Annotated in this window: 6 protein-coding genes (1 of these 6 running past the window's edge); 1 reads left to right on the top strand and 5 read right to left on the bottom strand. The window is 73.1% G+C overall.

The annotated features are described in order from the left end of the window. Window positions 1-64 precede the first annotated feature (64 nt). Both BLA60_RS21325 and BLA60_RS21320 read right to left on the bottom strand, forming a co-directional pair. The gene (locus BLA60_RS21325; RefSeq protein ID WP_084735159.1) at window positions 65-421 is read right to left on the bottom strand and encodes a LysR family transcriptional regulator; all 357 of its coding nucleotides are present in this window, start codon (window positions 419-421) and stop codon (window positions 65-67) included. Between the two features lie 86 nt (window positions 422-507). Beyond that, on the bottom strand, window positions 508-1,830 hold the full coding sequence (locus tag BLA60_RS21320) for a glycosyltransferase (protein WP_075134708.1): 1,323 nt from the start codon (window positions 1,828-1,830) through the stop codon (window positions 508-510). An 802-nt stretch (window positions 1,831-2,632) separates the two neighbouring features. On the opposite strand from BLA60_RS21320, the gene BLA60_RS44885 reads away from it, so the two are divergent. Beyond that, on the top strand, window positions 2,633-3,373 hold the full coding sequence (locus tag BLA60_RS44885) for a cytochrome P450 (protein WP_211288800.1): 741 nt from the start codon (window positions 2,633-2,635) through the stop codon (window positions 3,371-3,373). A 60-nt stretch (window positions 3,374-3,433) separates the two neighbouring features. On the opposite strand, the gene BLA60_RS21310 is transcribed toward BLA60_RS44885, so the two are convergent. The 3 genes in view from BLA60_RS21310 to BLA60_RS21300 are tightly spaced (each overlapping or abutting the next) and all read right to left on the bottom strand, a layout consistent with a single transcriptional unit that may run on beyond the window. Then, a complete protein-coding gene (locus tag BLA60_RS21310) occupies window positions 3,434-3,649 on the bottom strand; it encodes an MbtH family protein (protein WP_075134706.1) in 216 nt (71 codons plus the stop codon). Beyond that, window positions 3,646-16,368, bottom strand: a complete 12,723-nt coding sequence (locus BLA60_RS21305) for a non-ribosomal peptide synthetase (RefSeq protein ID WP_075134705.1) — start codon at window positions 16,366-16,368, stop codon at window positions 3,646-3,648. The genes BLA60_RS21310 and BLA60_RS21305 overlap by 4 nt, the downstream gene beginning before the upstream one ends. After that, a protein-coding gene (locus tag BLA60_RS21300) for a non-ribosomal peptide synthetase (protein WP_075134704.1) crosses the window boundary here: on the bottom strand, window positions 16,368-20,944 show its end. Its footprint extends 10,525 nt past the window's final position; only the last 4,577 of its 15,102 coding nucleotides appear in the window; its start codon lies off the right edge, out of view — the gene reads right to left on this strand; its stop codon occupies window positions 16,368-16,370. Before BLA60_RS21300 ends, BLA60_RS21305 begins: the two co-directional genes overlap by 1 nt.

The following is a 20,944-nucleotide window of genomic DNA, read 5'->3' as shown; positions in this document are numbered from 1 at the left end:
GGTGTGGGTCCACGGCAGCACCCCAACGCCCCGGACCCAGCACGACCACTACCAGGGAACAGAGCTACTGAGTAGCGGCGGCCCGTTCCTCGACCTCGGACATCTCGAATCTCTTGTTGGCCATGTTGATCTTACTGTTGGCCCACTCGAACCCATCGACGGAAGGATCGCTACCGACACCGGGTTTGATACTGTCCACGATCGCCAGAATCGCGCGCGCCGAAGGCAGGATCATTTCGCCTTCTCTGGTCAGGCGGGCACCAGTTGGCGCACGCCTGAATAATCTGACCTGGAATTCCCGTTCAAGGCATTTGATTTGATAGCTGATCGCTGGCTGAGAGTACCCCAGATGCCTTGCGGCAACATCCATCCTGCCAGCGTCCGCTATCGCGACGAACGCGCGCAGTTCCCGAATCTGCATTCCGCAGCCTTTCCCCACTTTTTTGTCGAGATCCCCAAAACTTACCGACCCTCAGGGCCGGCCCCACCAGAAGAGTATCGAATCCATCAACTCCTCGTACCGGTTTTCGCGACGATTCCGTCAAGAACACGGACCGCCTCCCGCGCCCCGGACTCCGAACGGATCCTGGCACCGAGCGCACTGGCCGCGTCGCGGTAGCCGGGCGTGTCCCGCACCTGGCGAATCGCGGCGGTCAGGTTCTCGACAGTGAGGTCGCGTTGGCGCAGCGGCGCCGGGGCGGCGCCGTGGCGATGCGCCAACTGGCTCCACATCAGCTGCTCGTCGTGGAACGGGCAGGCCACCTGGGGCAGTCCGGCCGACAGCGCGGCGCTGATGGTGCCGATGCCGCCGGCGTGGACCGAGGCCGCCACCCTGGGAAACAGCCAGTCGTACGGGGCCTGCTCGATGACCAGCAGGTCGTCGCCGGGATCGGTGATCTCGATGCCGCCCCAGCCGGTGACGACGACGGCGCGGACGCCGGCCGAGCGCACGGCCTGCGTGACCAGCGCGCCGGTGGCGGCGGGGTCGGGGCCGACGAGGCTGCCGAAGCCGATCGCCACGGGCCGGTCACCGGCCGACAGGAAGGCCTCCAGGGCGGCGGGCGGGGTCCAGGCGGACTCGTCGCGCAGGAACCAGAAGCCGGTGGTGTGCACGGTCGAGGGCCAGTCCGGCGCGGGGGCCACGAAATGGCGGCTGAACGCGTGCAGGAAGGGGACGACGGCGCCGTCGGCGCGGCGCAGGCGGTTGTGCTGCCCCTTTCTCGCCGGCAGGCCGAGACGGTTGGTGCGCCAGTCGTCGACGAACAGCTTGCCCTTCTTGTCGACGGCGTCGCGGGTCGGGACGTGGCTGAGCCGGTTCAGGAATCCAGGCAGTTTCGCGCCCGGCTTCACGGCAACGCTCGGGTAATGCCGGGAGGGCACGAAATTCGGGTGCTGCACGGCCAGTACCGACGGTATGCCGAGTTTTTCCGCGACGTGGTGCGCCTGGTCGATACCGCTGTACTGGTGCACGATGAGATCGGCGTCCGAACCAGCCGCGGTGGCCAGGTCGTCCAGCATGATCGGGTAGACCCGGGTCACCAGTTCGTTCTTCCTGGCACGCACCGCGTCGATTTTGTCCTGGAGATCCTTCGGGTTTCCCTTGCGCCCGTTCGCCCGTTGCTGGACGTCGCGCACCTCGGGGTCGTCGAGCAGCCGAAGGTACTCGTCGTTCCGTGGCGCGAATTCGACGCCGTGGCCGGTGACGAACGACTCGTACATCCGGGGTGCGCTCAGCACCGCGTGGTGGCCGGCGGCATTCAGTGCCGTCGCCAGGGCCAGGTACGGCTGCACGTCGCCACGACTGCCGTAGGCATAGACAATTACCTTCACATCTCACTCCCCCAATGCGACCGATGAGTGAGAATCATTCATTTCGCCCCAACGAGAGCGACTAGTCACTCATCAACGGGGACCGTACCAGTCCATTGGGGGACCAGCAAGGCGAGTCCAACACTCTCTGCCAGAAGTAGATACTTCCGGGTTACTCCATTCAGGGCATACTCGCGGTCACACGCGGCGGCACGATTACAGCATGCTACCGGGCCCAGCTGTAGTCAACCGTGCACCTTGGGCGAACTAATTGAACCGTCACCTGTTTTCAAGCCCTTGAATCGCGGGCGCGAAAGCAACCGTGCGACCGGTTTAATGAGATCGCCAAGTACAAGCAGAAGGAGGACCGCCCGTGGGAACCCCCGTACAGGCGATCGACCTGTCCGACCCGGAACTCTACCGGGCCGGACAGGCAGAGAAGTGCTGGTCAGAGCTTCGTGCGACCGGGCCGGTCCACCGGAACCGGCGTCCGAGGGGAGACTTCTGGGCAGTCCTCGCCCACCAGGAGATCACCACCGTCCTGAAGGACGCGACAACCTTCGGATCGGAACAGGGAATGCGTTTGGATCATTCCCCGCAGGCCACCGCGATGTCCGCCGGGAACATGCTGATCGTGACCGATCCACCGAAACACGGACAGCTCCGCCGTATCATTAACTCGGCCTTCACACCGCGAATGGTACGTCGCCTCGAGGACAACATGCGGACAACGGTGAACGAGTTACTCGATCGCGCTGTCGGGGAGCCCACGTGTGAATTCACCGAAATCGCCGCCTGGCTGCCGGTGTCGGTGATATGCGACATGCTCGGCGTTCCGAAGCAGGACTGGCCGTTCATGCTCGACCGCACCAGAACCGCGTTCGGCGCGAATGGTGAACAGTCGGATCCGATGGCCGTGGCCGAGGCGCACGTCGACATTCTGACCTACTACGAGGACCTGGCCGCCCGCCGCCGCCGCGAGCCCGCCGACGACATCGTCACCGCACTGGTCAACGGCCGGGTCGACGACCGCCCGCTGACCGAGGAGGAGATCTTCCTCAACTGCGACGGCCTGATCTCCGGCGGCAACGAGACCACCCGGCACGCCACCGTCGGCGGCCTGCTGGCCTTCGTCGACCACCCCGACCAGTGGCGGCGGCTGCGCGCCGAGCCCAGCCTGCTCGCCCCCGCCGTGCAGGAGATCCTGCGCTACACCAGCCCCGCGCTGCACGTCCTGCGCACCGCGAGCGCCCCGGCCGACCTGGGCGGCGTGCGCATCGAGGCCGGTGACGAACTCGCGCTGTTCCTGGCCGCCGGCAACCGCGACGAGACGGTCTTCCCCGACCCGGACACCTTCGACATCACACGCTCCGGCGGACGGCACCTGACCTTCGCCACCGGCACCCACTTCTGCCTCGGCTCGGCCCTGGCCACCAAGGAGCTGGAGATCATGTTCGAGCAGCTGGCCGCCAGGGTCACCGAGCCCGTGTCGGTCGAGCCCGCCCGGCGGATGGCCTCCAACCTGATCTGGGGCTACGAGTCCGCGCCGGTGCGCCTGGCCTGAGCGCCGAACCCTCGGGTGCCGCGCGGGCGGCACCCGAGGGTGGTCGATCGGGCGTCTGGCTCAGGCGCTCTGGTTCATCGCCGCGATCAGCGATTTGGGGCGCATGTCGGTCCAGGTGCGCTCGACGTAGTCCAGGCACTCCTGGCGCGGCGCCAGTCCGAACGCGACCGTCCACCCCGCCGGGACCTCGGCGAAGGCCGGCCACAGCGAGTGCTGGCCCTCGTCGTTCACCAGCACGTGGAAGGAGGCGTTGTCGTCCTCGAACGGGTTGGTCATCGAGTGGTCCCTTCTGGTTGGTCGAGCTCGGCGATCAGGTCGGACAGGGTGGCCCCGATCTCGGCCAGCGGGCCGGGCTCCATGATCTTGCGGTGCTCGGAGACGATCGGATAGGTGTCGATCTCCCCGGTGACGTGACCGGCCCAGGCCCGGCGCGACGCGGCCATCGCGGCCGCCGCCCCCTCCTGGTCCGGAGTGGACACGAACATCGCCAGCCGGCCGTCGAACGTCTCCGGGCTGAAGTTCATCGTGATCTGGTAGTTGTTCTGGGTGACCGCGCCGAGGCGCAGCACGTGCTCCTTGTCGAAGGTCGCCAGCGCACTGCCCTGTGCGCGCAACACGTCCATGACCGCCGAGTACTCCAGCGGCCCGCCCCCCAGCATGTCCGCAGAGTATCCGACGGAGTCCAGCAGGGCGGCCAGAACGGCCTGCTCATCAGGTTCTTGGAAGGCGACCGCCATGCCCGTTGACAACGGCACCTGGTCGATGTTAACGAGCAGCTCCACCTCCTCGCCGGCCGCGCGCAGCTGGGTGGCCATCTCGTGGATGATCAACGCCCCGAACGACCAGCCGAACAGCCGGTAAGGCCCGTGCGGCTGCACGGCCCTGACCTGCGCGAGGTAGTCGGCGGCGACCGTCGCGGCGTCCCGGGGCAGCGGCGCCGCCTCCCCGATCCCCCGTGACTGGAGCGCGTAGACGCCCACGTGCGGGCGCAGATGGCGCAGCAGGCCGGAGTAGCCCCAGCCCAGCCCACCGAGCGGGTGCACGCAGAACAGCGGCCGGCCGCCGTCGCCGGCGCGCAGCGGCAGCAGCACGTCGAACGCGTCGCCGGCGGCCCCGCCCGAGTCGTCGTCGAACAGCTCCACCAGCTCGGCCGGGGTCGGCGCCTGGAAGATCGCCCGGTTGGTCAGCCGCACGCCGAACACCGACCGGATCCGGTTCATCAGCTGGATGGACACGATGCTGTCCCCGCCCAGGGCGAAGAAGCTGTCGTCGATGCCGACCACCGCCACCCCGAGCACCTCGGCGAACAGCTGGCAGAGCAGCTCCTCGCGGGGGTTGCGCGGGCCACGGGAGTTCTCCCGCGCGGCGAACTCCGGCGCCGGCAGCAGCCCCCGGTCGAGCTTGCCGTTGGGGTTGAGCGGCAACGCGTCCAGCACGACGAACGCCGCCGGCACCATGTACTCGGGCAGTGCGTCGGCCACCTGGCGGCGCAGGTCGGCCTCGGCCGGCTCGCGGCCGGTGCCGGCCACCACGTAGGCGACCAGCTGCTTGTGGTCGGGGGTGTCCTCGCGGACCAGGGCGACGGCCTGGGCGACGTCGGGGTGGCGGGTGAGCACCGCCTCGATCTCGCCCAGCTCGATGCGAAAGCCCCGCAGCTTGACCTGGTGGTCGACCCGGCCCAGGTACTCGATCTGGCCGTCGGCGGTGTGCCGGACCAGGTCGCCGGTGCGGTACATCCGGCCGGGCCCGAACGGGTCGGCGACGAACCGCTCGGCGGTCAGCCCCGGCCGGTTGAGGTAGCCCCTGGCCAGGCCGGCGCCGGCCAGGTACAGCTCGCCGACCACGCCCGGCGGCACCGGCGCGAGCCACTCGTCGAGCACGTAGGCCCGGGTGTTCCAGGTGGGGCGGCCGATGGTCGGGACGTCGCCGTCGCCGTACCAGGCGGTCGAGTAGACGGTGGCCTCGGTGGGGCCGTAGATGTTGGCGACCGACGCGCCCGGCAGCGCGGTCCTGATCCGGCGCACGAGCGACTCCGGAAGGGCCTCGCCGGCGAGCACCACCATGCCGGCCTCGACGGTCAGCTCCTGGCCGGCGAAGACCTGCGCCGCGGCCGAGGGCACGGCGCTGACCAGGCTGCCCGACCACGGCCGTTCCAGCAGGCTGAGCACGTCGGCGACCACCTCGACGCTGCCGCCGCACACCAGTGGGGAGAGCAGTTCGAAGACCGAGACGTCGAAGTTCAGCGAGGTGGAGAACAGCACCTGCGCCAGGCGCGCCGGGCCGATCTCGCCGACCGCCCAGGTCATCAGGTCGGTGAGGCTGCGGTGTTCGACGACCACGCCCTTGGGCCGCCCGGTGGAGCCGGAGGTGTAGATGACGTAGGCGGGGTCGCCGGGCAGCGGCGGGCGTTCCCGGTCGGCGCCGGTGATCTCGCCGTCGCGCACGTCCTGGTCGTCGCCGAGGAACACGATCGGCAGGTCGGCGACCGGCAGGCCGGCGGCGGTGTCCCGGTCGGTGAGCAGCAGCGCCGGGCCGGCGTCGGCGAGCATGTAGGCGATGCGGTCGGCCGGGTAGCCGGGGTCGACCGGGACGTAGGCGGCGCCGGACTTGAGCACCGCGAGCACCGCCACCACCAGGTCGGCCGTGCGCGGCAGGGCCAGCGCCACCAGCCGGCCGGGGCCCGCGCCCCGGGTGAGCAGCAGCCGGGCGAGCCGGTTGGACCGGCGGTCCAGCTCCCGGTAGTCCAGCCGCGCGCCGTCGTGGACGACGGCGGTGGCGGTGGGGGTGGTGCGCGCCTGGGCGGCGAACAGCTCGGGGTAGGTGGCGGCCGGGGTGTCGTGGACCTGGCCGTTCCAGTCGGTGAGCACGGTGGCGCGTTCGGCCGGGGAGAGCAGGTCGATGGTGTGCACCGGGCGGGTGGGGTCGGCGGTGACGGCGTCGAGCAGGCGGACCAGCCGCTCCCCCAGGGTGTGCACGGTCGACCGGTCGAACAGGTCGGCGCTGAAGTCGATCATGCAGCGCAGGCCGGCCGGCTCGGTCGACTCCGACCAGGACTCGCCGAAGGTGAACGAGAGGTCGAACTTGGCGCCGCCGGGGGGCAGGGGCTGGGCGTCGATGTCCAGGCCGGCGAACTCGACGTCGACCTCGCCGGTGTTCTGGAGGGCCAGCAGCACCTGGAACAGCGGGTGGCGGGCCAGTGAGCGCACCGGGTTGAGCACGTCCACCAGGCGTTCGAACGGCACGTCCTGGTTGGCGTAGGCGGCGAGGTCGTTGCCGCGCACCCGTTCGACCAGCTCGGTGAAGCCGGGCTGGCCGGACAGGTCGGTGCGCAGCACCAGGGTGTTGACGAAGAAGCCGACCAGGTCGTGCAGGGCCTCGTCGGTGCGCCCGGCGATCACCGTGCCCAGCGGGATGTCGGTGCCGGCGCCCAGCCGCGAGAGCAGGGTCGCGACACCGGCCTGCAGGACCATGAACATGGTGGCGCGGCTGTCGCGGGCCAGGGCGGTCAGCGACGCGTGCAGCTCCGGTCCGATGTGGACGGACACGCTGTCGCCGCGCTGGCTGGCGACCTGGGGGCGCGGGCGGTCCAGCGGGAGGTTGAGTTCCTGCGGCAGGCCCGCCAGGGCGATGCGCCAGTACTGGAGCTGGGTGCTGATGGCGCTGCCGGCGTCCTGCTCGCTGCCCAGGACCTGGCGCTGCCAGAGCGTGTAGTCGACGTACTGCACGGGCAGCGGCTCCACGGCCGGCACCCGGCCGGCGACCCGGTCCCGGTAGGCGGCCGACAGGTCGCGGGCCAGCGGGGCGATCGACCAGCCGTCACCGGCGATGTGGTGGACCACCAGCAGCAGTACGTGTTCGGACTCCGACAGGCGGAACAGGTCGGCGCGCAGCGGCAGCTCGGTGGCCAGGTCGAAGCCCCGGCCGACCGCCCGCGCCAACACCGGGTCCAGGGTGGACTCCTCGACGTCGGTGACGGCCAGCTCGACCTCGACGTCGGTGAGCACCCGCTGGTGGGGGCCGTCCTCGGTGTCCGGGAAGACCGTGCGCAGGCTCTCGTGCCGGGCGAGGACGTCCGACAGCGCCGCGCGCAGGGCGGCCGCGTCCAGCGGGCCGCGCAGCCGCAGCGGCAGCGGGATGTTGTAGGCGGCGCCGCCCTCCAGCTGGTTGAGGAACCACAGGCGCCGCTGGGCGTAGGACAGCGGGAGCCGCTCCGGACGCGGCCACGGCACCAGCGGGGTACGGGCCGCGGGGCCGGACTCCTCGACCCGGCGGGCCAGCTCCTCGGGGCTGGGCGACTCGAACACCGTCCGCACGGCGACCTCGGTCCGCAGCACCGCGCGGATCCGGCTGACCAGCCTGGTCGCCAGCAGCGAATGCCCGCCGAGGTCGAAGAAGCTCTGCCGCACACCGACCGTGGTCCGGCCGAGGACCTCGGCGAACAGCTGGCAGAGCACGGCCTCGTGCGGGGTCCGGGGTGCCTGGCCGGTGACGTCGTCCTCGGCCGGGGCGGGCAGCGCCGCGCGGTCGATCTTGCCGTTGCGGGTCAGCGGCAGCGCGTCGAGCCGCACGAACGCCGAGGGCACCGAGGTCGCCGGCAGCACGGCCGCCGCCGAGGCGCGCAGCTCGTCGAGGTCGGCGGCACCCACGATGTAGGCCACCAGGCGGCGGTCGCCCGGCCGGTCCTCGCGGACCACCACCGCCACGTCGTCCACGGTGGTCTGGCGGCGCAGCACGCCCTCGACCTCGCCCAGCTCGACCCGCACGCCACGGATCTTGACCTGGTTGTCGGCGCGGCCGACGAACTCCAGCTCGTCGTCCGCGCGGCGGCGGACCAGGTCACCGGTGCGGTACATGCGCTCGCCGGGCCTGCCGAACGGGTCGGCGACGAACCGGGCGGCGGTCGCGCCGTGGGCGTTGAGGTAGCCGCGCGCGACCCCGCTGCCGGCGACGTACAGCTCGCCGACCACGCCCGGCGCGACCGGGGTGAGCGTGCCGTCGAGCACGTACACCGCGGTGCTGTCGGCCGGTTCGCCGATCGGCGGGGTGGTGGTCGGGTCGAGCGGGCCGGTGATGGTGGCGGTGCAGGTGACCTCGGTGGGGCCGTAGGCGTTGAGCACGCGCCGGCCCGGTGACCAGCGGGCGACCAGCTCGGCGGAGAGCGCCTCGCCGCCGCTCATCAGGCAGCGCAGCGCCGGCAGGTCCCGGTCGGGCAGGGTCGCCAGCACGGCGGCGGAGAGCAGCACGTGGGTGATCGCGTGCCGTTCGAGGTGGTCGGCGAGGTCGGTGCCGACCAGCGGCGGCTCGTGCGGCGGCAGGACCAGCGCGGCGCCGCCGAGCAGCGCGGTCGCCAGGTCGGCCATGGCCACGTCGAACGTGGTCGGCACGAGTTGCAGGACGCGGCTGGTGTCGTCGATCCTGGCCCGCTCGGCGTGCGTCGCGGCGAGCGCCGCGACCCCGGTGTGCGGCACGACGACGCCCTTGGGGGTGCCGGTGGAGCCGGAGGTGAACACCACGTAGGCGGGGTGCTCGGGGCGCAGCGGCGCGAGCCGGTCGGCGTCGGTGAGATCGGTGTCCGCAACGCCGTCGGGGAGGTCGCCGACACCGTCCGGGCCGAGGACCAGCACCGGGGACACGTCGGCGCGCAGGGCGGCGATCCGCTCGGCCGGCCAGCGCGGGTCGACCGGCACGTAGCCGGCGCCGGACTTGAGCACCGCCCACACCGCGACCAGCCAGTCGACCGAGCGGGGCAGGGCGACCACGACGTAGCGGTCCGGGCCCGCGCCGCGCGCGACCAACACCCTGGCGAGGCGGTTGGCCCGCGCGTTCAGCTCGGCGTAGGTCAGCGTGACGTCCTCGCCCACCACGGCCGGGCGGTGCGGGGTCCGGGCGACCTGGGCCTCGAACAGGGCGCCGAAGGTGTTCACCGGCACCGGCTCGGCCGGGCAGACTCCCCGCGCCACCAACGACTTGCGCTCGGCGGCGGGCAGCAGGTCGACGGCGCCGAGCAGCTGGTGGGGGTCGTCGGCGAACGCGGTCAGGAAGCGCGAGAGCCAGGACTGGACGGCGTGGGCCGTGTCGTGGCCGATGACGTCGGGGCGGTAGGTCAGCCGCAGGGTGAGGCGGTCGCCCGTCTGGGCGGCCATCAGCCCCAGCGGGTAGTGGATCTCGGTGCGGCTGGCGGCGTCGAGCACCCGCAGGTCGCCGGCCGAGTCGCTGAGCGCGTCGGTGTCCACCGGGTAGTTCTCGAACACGGCCAGGGTGTCGAACAGCTCGCCGAACCCGGCGATCCGCTGCACGTCGGCCAGCCCCAGGTACTGGTGGGCCAGCAGCTCCGCCTGCTCGCGTTGCAGGCCGACGAGCGCCTGCGCGAGGGTGGCGTGCGGGTCGAGCCGCACGCGGGTCGGCAGGGTGTTGATGAACAGGCCGACCATCCGCTCGATGCCGGGGATCTCCGGCGGGCGGCCGGAGACCGTGGAGCCGAACACCACGTCGGTCTGCCCGGTCAACCGGCCCACCACCGCCGCCCAGGCCGCCTGGACCACGGTGTTGACGGTCAGCCCGCTGGTGCGGGCGCCCGCCACCAGCGCGGCGGTGACCTCGGTGGGCAGCTCGGCGCGCAGGTCGGCGCTGGGCGCGCTGCCCGCGCCACCGACCAGCGTCGGGCCCTCCAGCCCGGCCAGGGCCTCGCGCCAGGCCCGCTCGGTGCCGGCGCGGTCCTGGCGGGACAGCCACACCAGGTACTCGCGGTAGGACGGCGCGTCCGGCAGGTCCTCGCCGGCGTAGAGGCGGAACAGGTCGGCGACCACCAGCGGGATCGACCAGCCGTCCAGCAGGATGTGGTGGTGGGTGAACACCAGCCGGTGTCGCCCGCCGCCCAGGTGCAGCAGGGTGAACCGCAGCAGCGGCGCGGCGGTGAGGTCGAAGCGGCGGGCGGCGTCGGCGGCCAGGAACGCGTCCAGCTCGGCCGGCGCGATGTCCTGCTCGGTCCACGGCAGGTCGACCTCGCCGGGCACCACCTGCACGGCCGAACCGGCGCTGTCGTAACGGAAACAGGCACGCAGGTTCGGGTAGCGCACCAGCAGGCCGGCGGCGGCGTCGCGCAGCCGGGCGGTGTCGACGTGGCCGTCGAACTCCAGGGCGAGCTGCACGGTGTAGGCGTCGGCGCCGTCGGGGTCGAGGTTCGCGCGGAAGAGCAGGCCCTCCTGCAACGGGGAGAGCGGCAGGACGTCGGCCAGCCGCTCCTGGGTGCGTTCCAGGCGCTCGATGTCCTGCTGGGACAGGGACACCAGCGACAGGTCCGACGGGGTGTAGCCGCCGGCGCCGGCGGCGTCGACCAGGGCGCTCAGCGCGGCGAACCAGGACTGGGCGAGCTGGCGGACCTCGTCGTCGGTGAACAGCTCGCCGGGCCAGGTCCAGGTGGCGACCAGGCGCGGGCCGTCGGGGTGGTCGTGGGTGGCGGCGTTGACGTCCAGGGCGTGGGTCAGCGGCATGGCCGCGTCGACCGCGCCGCCCAGCCCGGCGCTCTCGGGCGCGGGTGACCAGTCGGCGGCCCCGTCGGTGGCCCCGTCGGTGGTGGTGCCGGCACCGAAGCGGCCCAGGTAGTTGAAGCCGAGCTGGGCGCGGCTGGCGATCGTGGTGTCCTGGGCGAGGTGGCGCAGGATGCCGTGGCCGATGCCGCCGGCCGGGACCGCGCGCAGCTGTTCCTTGACGCGTTTCATCGCCGAGGCGAGCGCGGTGCGGTCGCCGCTGCGGTGGTCGACCGGGCCGGGGTCCAGGCGCACCGGGTGCAGCGAGGTGAACCAGCCGACCGTGCGGGACAGGTCGAGGCCGTCGGTGAACTCCTCGCGGCCGTGGCCCTCCAGGTCGATCAGCACGGAGTGGTCGCCGGTGTGCCCGCGCAGCCGGCGCCAGCGGGCGGTGGCCAGGGCGAGCGCGGTCAGCAGGACGTCGTTGATCCGCGCGTGGAAGGCGGGCGCGACCGTGGTCAGCAGCGGGCCGGTGACCTCGGCGGGCAGGGTCAGCGTGAGGTGCCCGGCGGTGCCCATGACGTCGACCGACGGGTCGACCGGGCGCGCGCCCCACGGGGTGTCGGGCGCGGACATGCCGGCCCAGTACGGGAGTTCGGCGAGCTGGGCGGGGTCGGTGGCCCTGGCGCGCAGGGCGCGTGACCACTGGCGCAGGGAGGTGCCGACCGGTTCGAGCTCGGGGCGGCGGCCGGCGGCGACGGCCTCCCAGGCGGTGCGCAGGTCGGGCACCAGGATCCGCCAGGACACCCCGTCGACCACCAGGTGGTGGGCGGCCAGCAGCAGGCGGCCGGGCCGGTCGGGGCCGGCGTCGAACCAGACCACGCGGAACACCGCGCCGCGTTCGGGCGCCAGCGCGCGGCTGGCGGCGCCGCCGTGTTCGGCGAGGGCCTCGGTGAGGTCGTCGGCGGCGGAGACGTCGACCCGGTCGATGACGGTGGCGGCGTCGAGGTCGGGGGCGGTCTCCAGGGTCCAGCCGGCGGGGCCGCGGCGCAGGCGGGTGCGCAGCGCGTCGTGGGTGGCGAGCACGGCCTGGACGGCGGCGGTGAGCCGGCCGGCTCCCAGCTGCGCCGGCACGGTTAGCAGCAGGTGCTGGCTGAAGCCGTCGAGCGGGCCGTTCAGCTCGCGCCACCAGTGCATGATCGGCGTCGGCTCGAACGGGCCGGTGTCCTCGGCGTCCTCGGGCGTCTCTGGCTCGGCGGTGGCGGCCAGGGCGGCGAGCGCCTCGACGGTGCGCAGCACGAACACGTCGCGCGGGGTGAACTCCAGGCCGGCCGCGCGGGCCCGGCTGACCAGCTGGATGGAGGTGATGCTGTTGCCGCCCAGCTCGAAGAACCCGTCGTCGACACCGACCGACGGCACACCGAGGACCTCGGCGAACAGGGTGGCCAGGACTTCCTCGGCGGGGGTGGTGGGCGCCCGGCCGGAGGTGGACACCTGCCGGCCGGGCGCGGGGAGGGCCGCGCGGTCGAGCTTGCCGTTGGGGGTGAGCGGCAAGGCGTCCAGCGCGACGAACGCCGTGGGCACCATGTACTCGGGCAGCCACTCGCCGAGGTGCTCGCGCACCGACGCGACGAGCGCGCCGACCGCGCGGGAGGTGACCGGGTTGTTGGCGTAGGACGTCGGGTCGGCGCCCTCGGGCACCGCGAACGGCCGGGGCGCGACGATCCGGGCGCCGAACACGACGTCGTAGCGGCCGTCGTCGGCGCCGGCGGTCCAGGTGAGCCCGACGGGCAGGCCGAGGCGGGCGGCGAGGCGTTCGAACTCGACCGGGTCGACGCCCTCGGCGGTGGTGGCGAGGACCGCGTGCCGGGCCAGGCCGTCGGCGACCGCGCGGGCCTGGGCGACCTCGGTGGCCAGCCGCGCGTTGGGCACGCCGAGCACGCGCACCGGACCGTCGAGAGTGGACAGTGCGGTTTCCAGGTCCGCCAGGCCGGTCCAGCGCAGCGCGGTCTCCCGCTGTTCGGGGGCCGGTGTGGTGTGCAGCACGACGTCGTAGCGGTGGCGGGTCAGCTCGTTGTGGTACCCGCCGGTCTTGAGCCGCACGTCGACCGCGCCGACACCGGGCAGCGCGGCGAAGAAGTCCGGGTCCACCAACAGTTCCCGCTCGGTGACCATGGCCTGCTCGACGATCCGGCGGATCTCGGCGGTGTCGGCCGTGTCGGCGTCGTGCTGGCGCAGCGCGACGGCGGTCTGGAAGGTGCGGTGCAGCCGGTGGTTGCGCAGGTCGCCGAGGAACACCCGACCGCCGGGCCCGACCAGTGCCAGCGCCTGGCGCAGCACCTGGACCAGGTAGCCGGCGTGCGGGAAGTACTGCGCCACCGAGTTGATCACCACGGTGTCGAAGTGGCCCTCCGGCAGGCCGTCGGTGACGTGCGCCGGCTGGGCCAGCAGGGTCACCCGGCCGGCCAGCTCGGGGCGGGCGGCGACCTGCCCGCGCAGGGTCGCGATGACCTCGGACGAGAGGTCGGTGCCCCAGTAGGACTCGCAGTGCGGAGCCAGCGGGGCCAGGATCAGCCCGCTGCCGACGCCGATCTCCAGGACCCGGCGCGGGTTGCAGGCCAGGATCCGGTCGACGGCGGCGTCGCGCCAGTCACGCATCTCGTGCAGCGGGATCGGCTCGCCGTCGTAGCTGGACTGCCAGCCGGCGAAGTCCTCACCCAGCTCGGGGGTGTCGGAGCTGGTGTAGAGGGAGTCGTAGACGGCCTGCCACTCGGAGACCTGTTCGGCCTCGCTGGTCTCGTCGCGGGTGTCGTGGCCGCCCGCCGGCACCAGGTAGCCCACGACCCGCTGGTCGCCCGGCCGGTCCTCGCGGACCACGACCGCGGCCCGCGCGACGTCGGGGTGGCGGGTCAACGCGCTCTCGATCTCCCCCAGCTCGATGCGGAAACCGCGCACCTTCACCTGGTGGTCGGCGCGGCCGACGAACTCGACGACGCCGTCGACCCGGCGCCGGGCGAGGTCGCCGGTGCGGTACATCCGGGTGCCGGCCGGGCCGAACGGGTCGGCGACGAACCGCTGCGCGCTCAGGCCGGGCCGCCGGTGGTAGCCCCGGGCGAGCTGGATCCCCGACAGGTACAGCTCGCCGGTGACGCCGGGCGGCACCTGGCGCAGGTTCGCGTCCAGTACGTGCAGCCCGGTGTTCCACACCGGTACGCCGATCGGCACCGGGCCGCTGCCCTCGTCGCGCCGGCACGCCCAGTAGCTCACGTCGACCGACGCCTCGGTCGGCCCGTACAGGTTGTGCAGCCCCACGTCCAGGACGTCGTGGAACGACGCGCGCAGCTCGCCGGAGAGCGCCTCGCCGCTGCAGATCACCCGGCGCAGGCCGGTGCACCGGGCGGCGGCCGGGTCGGTGAGGAACGCCGCCAGCATCGACGGTACGAAGTGGACGGTGGTGATGGCCTCGCGGCGGATCAGCGCCGCCAGGTAGGCGGGATCCTTGTGACCGTCCGGTTTCGCGACCACCAACGTGGCGCCGGTGACCAGCGGCCAGAAGAACTCCCAGACCGACACGTCGAACCCGGCGGGGGTCTTCTGCAACACCCGGTCGGTGGCGTCCAGGCCGTACTCGTGCTGCATCCAGCGCAGCCGGTTGACGATCCCGGTGTGCGGCACGACGACGCCCTTGGGGCGGCCGGTCGAGCCGGAGGTGTAGATCAGGTAGGCGGGCGCGTCCGGCGCGACCGGCACGGTCACGTCCGGTCCCGCCGGGACCTCGGTGTCGACGGTCAGCACCGGCGCCGCCGACGCCGGCAGGGTGGCCGCCAGCTCGGCGGTGGTGAGCACCAGCGCGGGGTCGGCGTCGGCGAGCATGAACGCGATCCGCTCGGCCGGGTACTCGGGGTCGACCGGCAGGTAGGCGGCGCCCGCGCGGTGCACCGCCAGCAGCGCCACCACCAGCTCCACCGACCTCGGCACGGCCACCGCGACGAACCGCTCCTGGCGGGCGCCGTGCGCGGCGAGCAGCCGGGCGAGGCCGGCGACCCTGGCGTCGAGTTCGGCGTAGGTCAGGGTGGTGTCGCCGAAGACCAGCGCCGGGGCGTGCGGGGTGCGGGCGACCTGGGCGGCGAACAGCTCCGGCAGGGTCTCGCGGGAGGTCGGGGCGGCGGTGTCGTTCCACCGGCGCAGCCGGTCGCGCTCGGCGGCGGTGAGCACCTCGACGCGGCTGGCCGGCTGCTCGGGGTCGGCGGCGATGGCGGCGAGCACGCCGTGCAGCCGCTCCCAGAGCGCGGCGACGGCGTCGGCGTCGAACAGGTCGGGGCGGTAGCCCAGTTTGAGTCGCAGGCGGTCGCGCTCGAAGGAGGCGATCAGGCTCAGCGGGTAGTGCGTGCCGTCGGAGTTGCCGACGTCGACGATGCCGATGCCCTCGGCGGCCTCGCGCAGGTTGTCCTCGTCGACCAGGTAGTTCTCGAACACCACGACCGTGTCGAACAGCTCGGGCAGGCCGGTCAGGCCCTGCACGTCCTGCAGACCAAGGTAGTGGGTGTTCATCAGCCGCGTCTGCTCGTCCTGGAGCCGGACCATGGCCGCGCGCGGCGACTCGGCCGGGTCGACGCGCACCCGCACCGGCAGGGTGTTGATGAACAGCCCGGCCATCCGCTCCACCCCGGGCAGCTCCGGCGGGCGGCCGGAGACGGTCGCGCCGAACACGGCGTCCCCGCGCAGGGTCAGCCGGCCCAGCAGCAGCCCCCAGGCGAACTGGAAGACGGTGTTGACGGTCAGCCCGTGGCGGCGGGCCAGCGCCGCGAGCGCGGCGGTCAGCTCCTCGGACAGGCTGGCCTCGTACTCCACGGCCGGCGCCGGGACGCGGGCCGGGTCGCTCGGGGTCAGCAGGGTCGGCTCGTCGAGGCCGGCCAGCGCCGTGCGCCACGACTCCAGAGCCTGGTCCCGGTCCTGGCGGGCGAGCCAGACAAGGTACTCGCGGAACTGGATGACCGGCGGCAGGCCGGCGTCGTCGCCGCCGGCCGCGTACAGGTCGAACAGCTCGCCGAGCACGATCGGCTTGGACCAGCCGTCGAGCAGCAGGTGGTGGTTGGTGACCACCAGCCGGTGACGGTCGGGCCCGAGGTGGACCAGGGTGAACCGCAGCAGCGGCGGCTGCTCTGGGTCGAACGGAGTCGCCTTGTCGTGGGCCATCAGCGCGGCGAGCGCCGCCTCGGGGTCCGGGTCGGCGCTCAGGTCGACCTCGTGCCAGGGCGGTTCGACCTCGCGCAGCACCACCTGGATGGGCTGGCCGTTCTTGCGGGTGCGGAAGGCGCTGCGCAGGATCGCGTGCCGCGAGAGCAGTACCCGCGCCGAGGTGCGCAGCACCCGTGCGTCCAGCTCGCCGGAGAAGTCCAGCGCCAGCTGCATGGTGTAGGCGGCGGACTGCTCCGGCGAGTACATCGCGTGGAACAGCAGCCCTTCCTGCAACGGGGAGAGCGGCAGGATCTCCTCGAGCCGGGGCTTGGTCGTCTTCTGGGCGTCCATCAGCCGAACTCCAGTTCCAGGGCGTCGATCTCGTCCTGTGACAGGTCGAGCAGCGGATTGTCCGAGGGGGTGACGCCACCGGCGTCGGGTCGCGCGGCGTGCGCGGCGAGCGCGTCCAGCGCGCGGAACCAGGCGTCGACCAGGTCACGGACCTGGTCCTCGTCGAGCACGCCGGCCGGCCAGGTCAGCTTGACGGCCAACCGGTCGGTGGCGGTGACGCTGACCTCCAGGGCGTGTGCCAGGCCCATCGCCTCGTCGCCGCCGCCGCGCAGCCCACCCAGCGGCGACCAGGCCCCGCCGTCACCGGAGGTCGTGGTCCGGCCAAGGTAGGTGAACCCGATCGGCGGGACGGGCAGTGCGGCCAGGTCGGGCGCGGTGTCGGGGTTGAGGTAGCGCAGTTGGCCGTAGCCGGCGCCCCCGTCGGGCACCGCGCGCAGCTGTTCCTTGACCGCCTTGAGGGTCTCGCCGGTCGCCGGGCCGCCGGTGAACGCCGCCGTCGCGTCGGCGATCTCCAGGCGCACCGGGTGGATGGTGGTGAACCAGCCGACGGTGCGCGACAGGTCCTGCTCGCCGTCGCGGCCGTGGCCCTCGCGGTCGACGGTCACCGCGGTGCCGCCCTGCCGTTGGGCCACGGCCATGGCCAGGCCGGTGAGCAGGACGTCCTCGACGGTGGCGCCGAAGACCGCCGGCACGGTGTCCAGCACCGGTTCGGCCCGCTCGGCCGGCAGTTCCACGACGATCCGGCGCGCGGTGGCGGCGGTGTCGCGGGTGCGGTCCAGGGCGCGGCGGCCCAGCGGCGGGTCGCCGGCGCCGTGCTGGGCCCGCCAGTACGGCAGTTGGGCCGCGACCTCGGGCGCGGCGGCGGTGTCGTGCCGGCGCTGGGCCCAGTCGAGCAGGGACGTGCCACCGTGGACGAGGCGGGGAGTTGCCCCGTCCACGGCTGCCTGGCACGCCAGGACGAGGTCGGGTACGAGGACCCGCCAGGAGACGCTGTCGACGGCGACGTGGTGCACCAGCAGCGCGAGCCGCCCGGGGGCGGCGGGGCCGGCGTCGAGCCAGACGGCCTGGACCAGGACGCCGGTCGCCGGCGAGAGCCGGGCCTTCGCGGCGTCGGCCTCCCGTTCGGTGAGCGCGTCGATCGCGGTGTCGTCGAGGCCGGCGATGTCGACCCTGGTCACCAGCCCGGTCACCGGACCAGCCTCCGGAATGTCCACAGTAGACGGAGTGGTCCAGCGCAGGCGCAACGCGTCGTGGTGGGCGATCAGCGTCCGCAGGCCGGTCTCCAGGTGCCCGGCCGTGAGACCGGGCGGGGTGGCCAGCAGCATCGACTGGTGGAACGCCGCCGTCGGGCCGCCGAGCTCACGCAGCCAGTGCAGCACCGGGGTGGCCGGCGCGGAGCCGGTCCGCCGGGCCGCCGGCTCGGCCGCGTCCGCCGGGGCGGCGATCTGAGCGAGCGCGGCGACCGTGCGGCACTCGAACACGTCGCGGGTGGTGAACAGCAGCCCCGCCTTGCGGGCCCGGCCGACGAGCTGGATGGACACGATGCTGTCGCCGCCGAGGTCGAAGAAGCTGTCCTCGACCCCGACCGAGTCCACGCCAAGGACCTCGGCGAACAGGTCCAGCAGGGCCTGTTCGACCTGGTTGGCCGGCGCCCGGCCGCCGGTGTCGCCCGCGTACTCGGGGGCGGGCAGCGCGGCCCGGTCCACCTTGCCGTTCGGGGTCATCGGCAGCGCGTCGAGCACGACGAACGTGGTCGGCACCATGTAGGCCGGCAGCCGCTCGGCCAGCGCCGCGCGCACCGCGCCGGCGTCCAGTCCGGTGCCGGTGAGGTAGCCGACGAGCTGGCGGATGCCGGCCCGGTCCTCGCGCAGCACCACCACCGACGCGGTGACGCCGGGGCAGGCGTCCAGCACGGTCTCGATCTCCCCCAGCTCGATGCGGTGCCCGCGCACCTTGACCTGGTGGTCGACCCGGTGCAGGTAGTCGAGCTGGCCCTCGGCGCTCCAGCGCACCAGGTCACCGGTGCGGTACATCCGGGTGCCGGCCGGGCCGAACGGGTCGGCCACGAACCGCTGCGCGCTCAGACCGGGCCGCCGGTGGTAGCCCCTGGCCAGCTGGTCGCCGGCCAGGTACAGCTCGCCGGCCGTGCCGGGCGGCACCGGGCGCAGCGCCGCGTCCAGGACGTAGGCGCGGGTGTTCCAGATGGGCCGGCCGATCGGCGGGATGCCGTCGTGGCCGGGGGTGGCGTGCCAGAGCGTGGCGTACACGGTGGCCTCGGTCGGGCCGTAGACGTTGGCGACGTTCGCGCCCGGCACCGAGGCGTGGATGCGCCGCAGCTGGGCGGCCGAGAGCGCCTCGCCGCACAGCCACACGTCCTGCGCGCTGGCGCCGGTCTGCTCCAGCACCTGGCTCAGCGCCGAGGGAACCGCGCTGATCAGCCGGGTGCGGCCGGTGTCGGCCTCGTCGAGCAGCACCCGCAGGTCGGCCACCAGCTCCACGTGCCCGCCGCACAGCAGCGGGGCGAAGATCTCGAACACCGACACGTCGAAGCTCGCCGAGGTCGACCAGAGCATCTCCCGCAGCCGCCACTCGCCCAGTTCGGCGATCGCCCAGCTGGCCAGGTTGACCACCGCGTCGTGCGGCACGACCACGCCCTTGGGGCGGCCGGTGGAGCCCGAGGTGTAGATGACGTAGGCCGGGTGCGCGCCCAGCAGCGGGGCGCTGCGGTGGGCGTCGGTCGGGTTCACCGCCGCCGGCCGGGAGTGCAGCGCGGACACCACGGCCGGGTCGTCGAGGACCAGGGCGTCCACGCCGGGCAGCAGGCCGGTCTCGGTGAGCACCAGCGCCGGCTCGGCGTCGGCGAGGATGAACGCGATCCGCTCGGCCGGGTACTCCGGGTCGGCCGGCAGGTAGCCGGCGCCGGCCTTGAGCGTGGCGAGCATGGCGACCAGCAGGTTCGCCGAGCGCGACAGGCACAGCGCGACGAACCGGTCGGGGCCGGCGCCGCGTTCGATCAGCAGGTGCGCCAACCGGTTGGCCCGCTCGTTGAGCTGCGCGTAGGTCAGCGTGTCGCCGCCGACGGTCAGCGCCGGGCGGTGCGGGTCGCTGGCGGCCTGGGCCTCGAACAGCTCCGCGAGCCGGGCCGGCGCCACCTCGTGCGCGGTGTCGTTCCACGCGCGGAGCACGAGGTCGCGGTCGGTGCCGGTGAGCGGGTCGACCCGGCCGACCGGGCGGGCGGGGTCGGTGAGCAGCGTGTCGAGCAGGGCGACGAACCGGTCCCCGATGGTCTCGATCCGCCCGGCGTCGAGCACGTCGGGCCGGTAGCTGAAGGTCAGCCGCATCCGCTCCTGGCTGACCGCCGCGAGCAGGGTCAGCGGGTAGTGGGTGGCGTCGCGGCTGTCGGCGTTGACCACCCGCAGCCGGCCGTCGGACACCGCCAGGGTGTCGTCGTCGACCGGGTAGTTCTCGAAGATCAGCAGCGTGTCGAACAGCTCACCGGCGCCGGTCAGCCGCTGGATGTCGGTCAGGCCGAGGTGGTGGTGGGCCATCAGGTCGGTCTGCCGGTCCTGGAGCCGGGCCAGCGCCCTGGCGAACGACTCGGCCAGGTCGAGGTCGACCCGCACCGGGACGGTGTTGATCAGCAGGCCGATCATCCGCTCCACGCCGGGAAGTTCGGCCGGCCGGCCGGAGACGGTCGCGCCGAAGGTGACGTCGGTGCGGCCGGTCAGCCAGCCCAGCAGCACCGCCCAGACGCCCTGGACCACGGTGTTCACCGTGAGGCTGTTGCCCCGGGCGAAGGCGTGCAGGGCGGTGACCAGCCCGGTCGGGACCTCCACGCCGAGGGTGTCGGGCACGACCGGGTCCAGGCCGGCCGCCTGGGGGGCGAGCAGTGTCGGCTCGCTGACCCCGGCCAGCGCGCGGCGCCACGCGCCGGTGGCGGCGTCGCGGTCCTGGGCGGCCAGCCAGGTCAGGTAGTCGCGGTAGGGCACGACCTCGGGCAGCGCGGCGTGCTGGCCCTGGGTGTAGAGCTCCAGCAGTTCGGCGACCAGCAGCGGGCGGGACCAGCCGTCGAGCAGGATGTGGTGGTTGGTCAGCAGCAGCCGGGCGCGGTCATCGCCGACGCGGATCAGGGTCGCCCGCAGCAGCGGCGGGTTCGCCAGGTCGAACCGGGCGGCACGGTCGGCCGCCATCACCCGCTCCAGTTCGTCCACATCGGACAGACGGATCTCGGTCCACGGCACGTCGACCTCACCCAGGACCAGCTGGACCGGGGCGGACAGGCCGGCGAAGGCGAACCCGGCGCGCAGGTTCTCGTGCCGGGCCACCAGGGCGTTGACCGCGGTCCGCATCGCCGCCGCGTCCAGCGTCCCCTCGAAGTCGAGTCCCATTTGGACGGTGTAGACGTCGGAGGTGGTCTCGTCGTAGCTGGCGTGGAACAGCAGGCCCTGCTGGAGCGGGCCGAGCGGCAGCAGGTCGGCCAGGCCGGGGTACTGCTCGCCGAGCCGGTCGATCTCGTCCTGGGGCAGGGTGGCCAGCGAGAAGTCCGAGCTGCTGCGACCGCCGCCGTCACCGTGGT

Origin of the sequence: Actinophytocola xinjiangensis (assembly GCF_001921215.1) — a bacterium.
Taxonomy (GTDB): Bacteria; Actinomycetota; Actinomycetes; order Mycobacteriales; family Pseudonocardiaceae; genus Actinophytocola; species Actinophytocola xinjiangensis.
The sequence above is the reverse complement of the archived record's forward strand: the minus strand, read 5'-3'. Positions and strand labels throughout refer to the sequence as shown.

Excerpts from the sequence above, each read along its gene's own strand:
- BLA60_RS21305 (WP_075134705.1), bottom strand. The coding sequence starts at position 16,368 with ATGGACGCCCAGAAGACGACCAAGCCCCGGCTCGAGGAGATCCTGCCG.
- BLA60_RS44885 (WP_211288800.1), top strand. The coding sequence starts at position 2,633 with ATGCTCGGCGTTCCGAAGCAGGACTGGCCGTTCATGCTCGACCGCACC.
- BLA60_RS21325 (WP_084735159.1), bottom strand. The coding sequence starts at position 421 with ATGCAGATTCGGGAACTGCGCGCGTTCGTCGCGATAGCGGACGCTGGC.
- BLA60_RS21310 (WP_075134706.1), bottom strand. The coding sequence starts at position 3,649 with ATGACCAACCCGTTCGAGGACGACAACGCCTCCTTCCACGTGCTGGTG.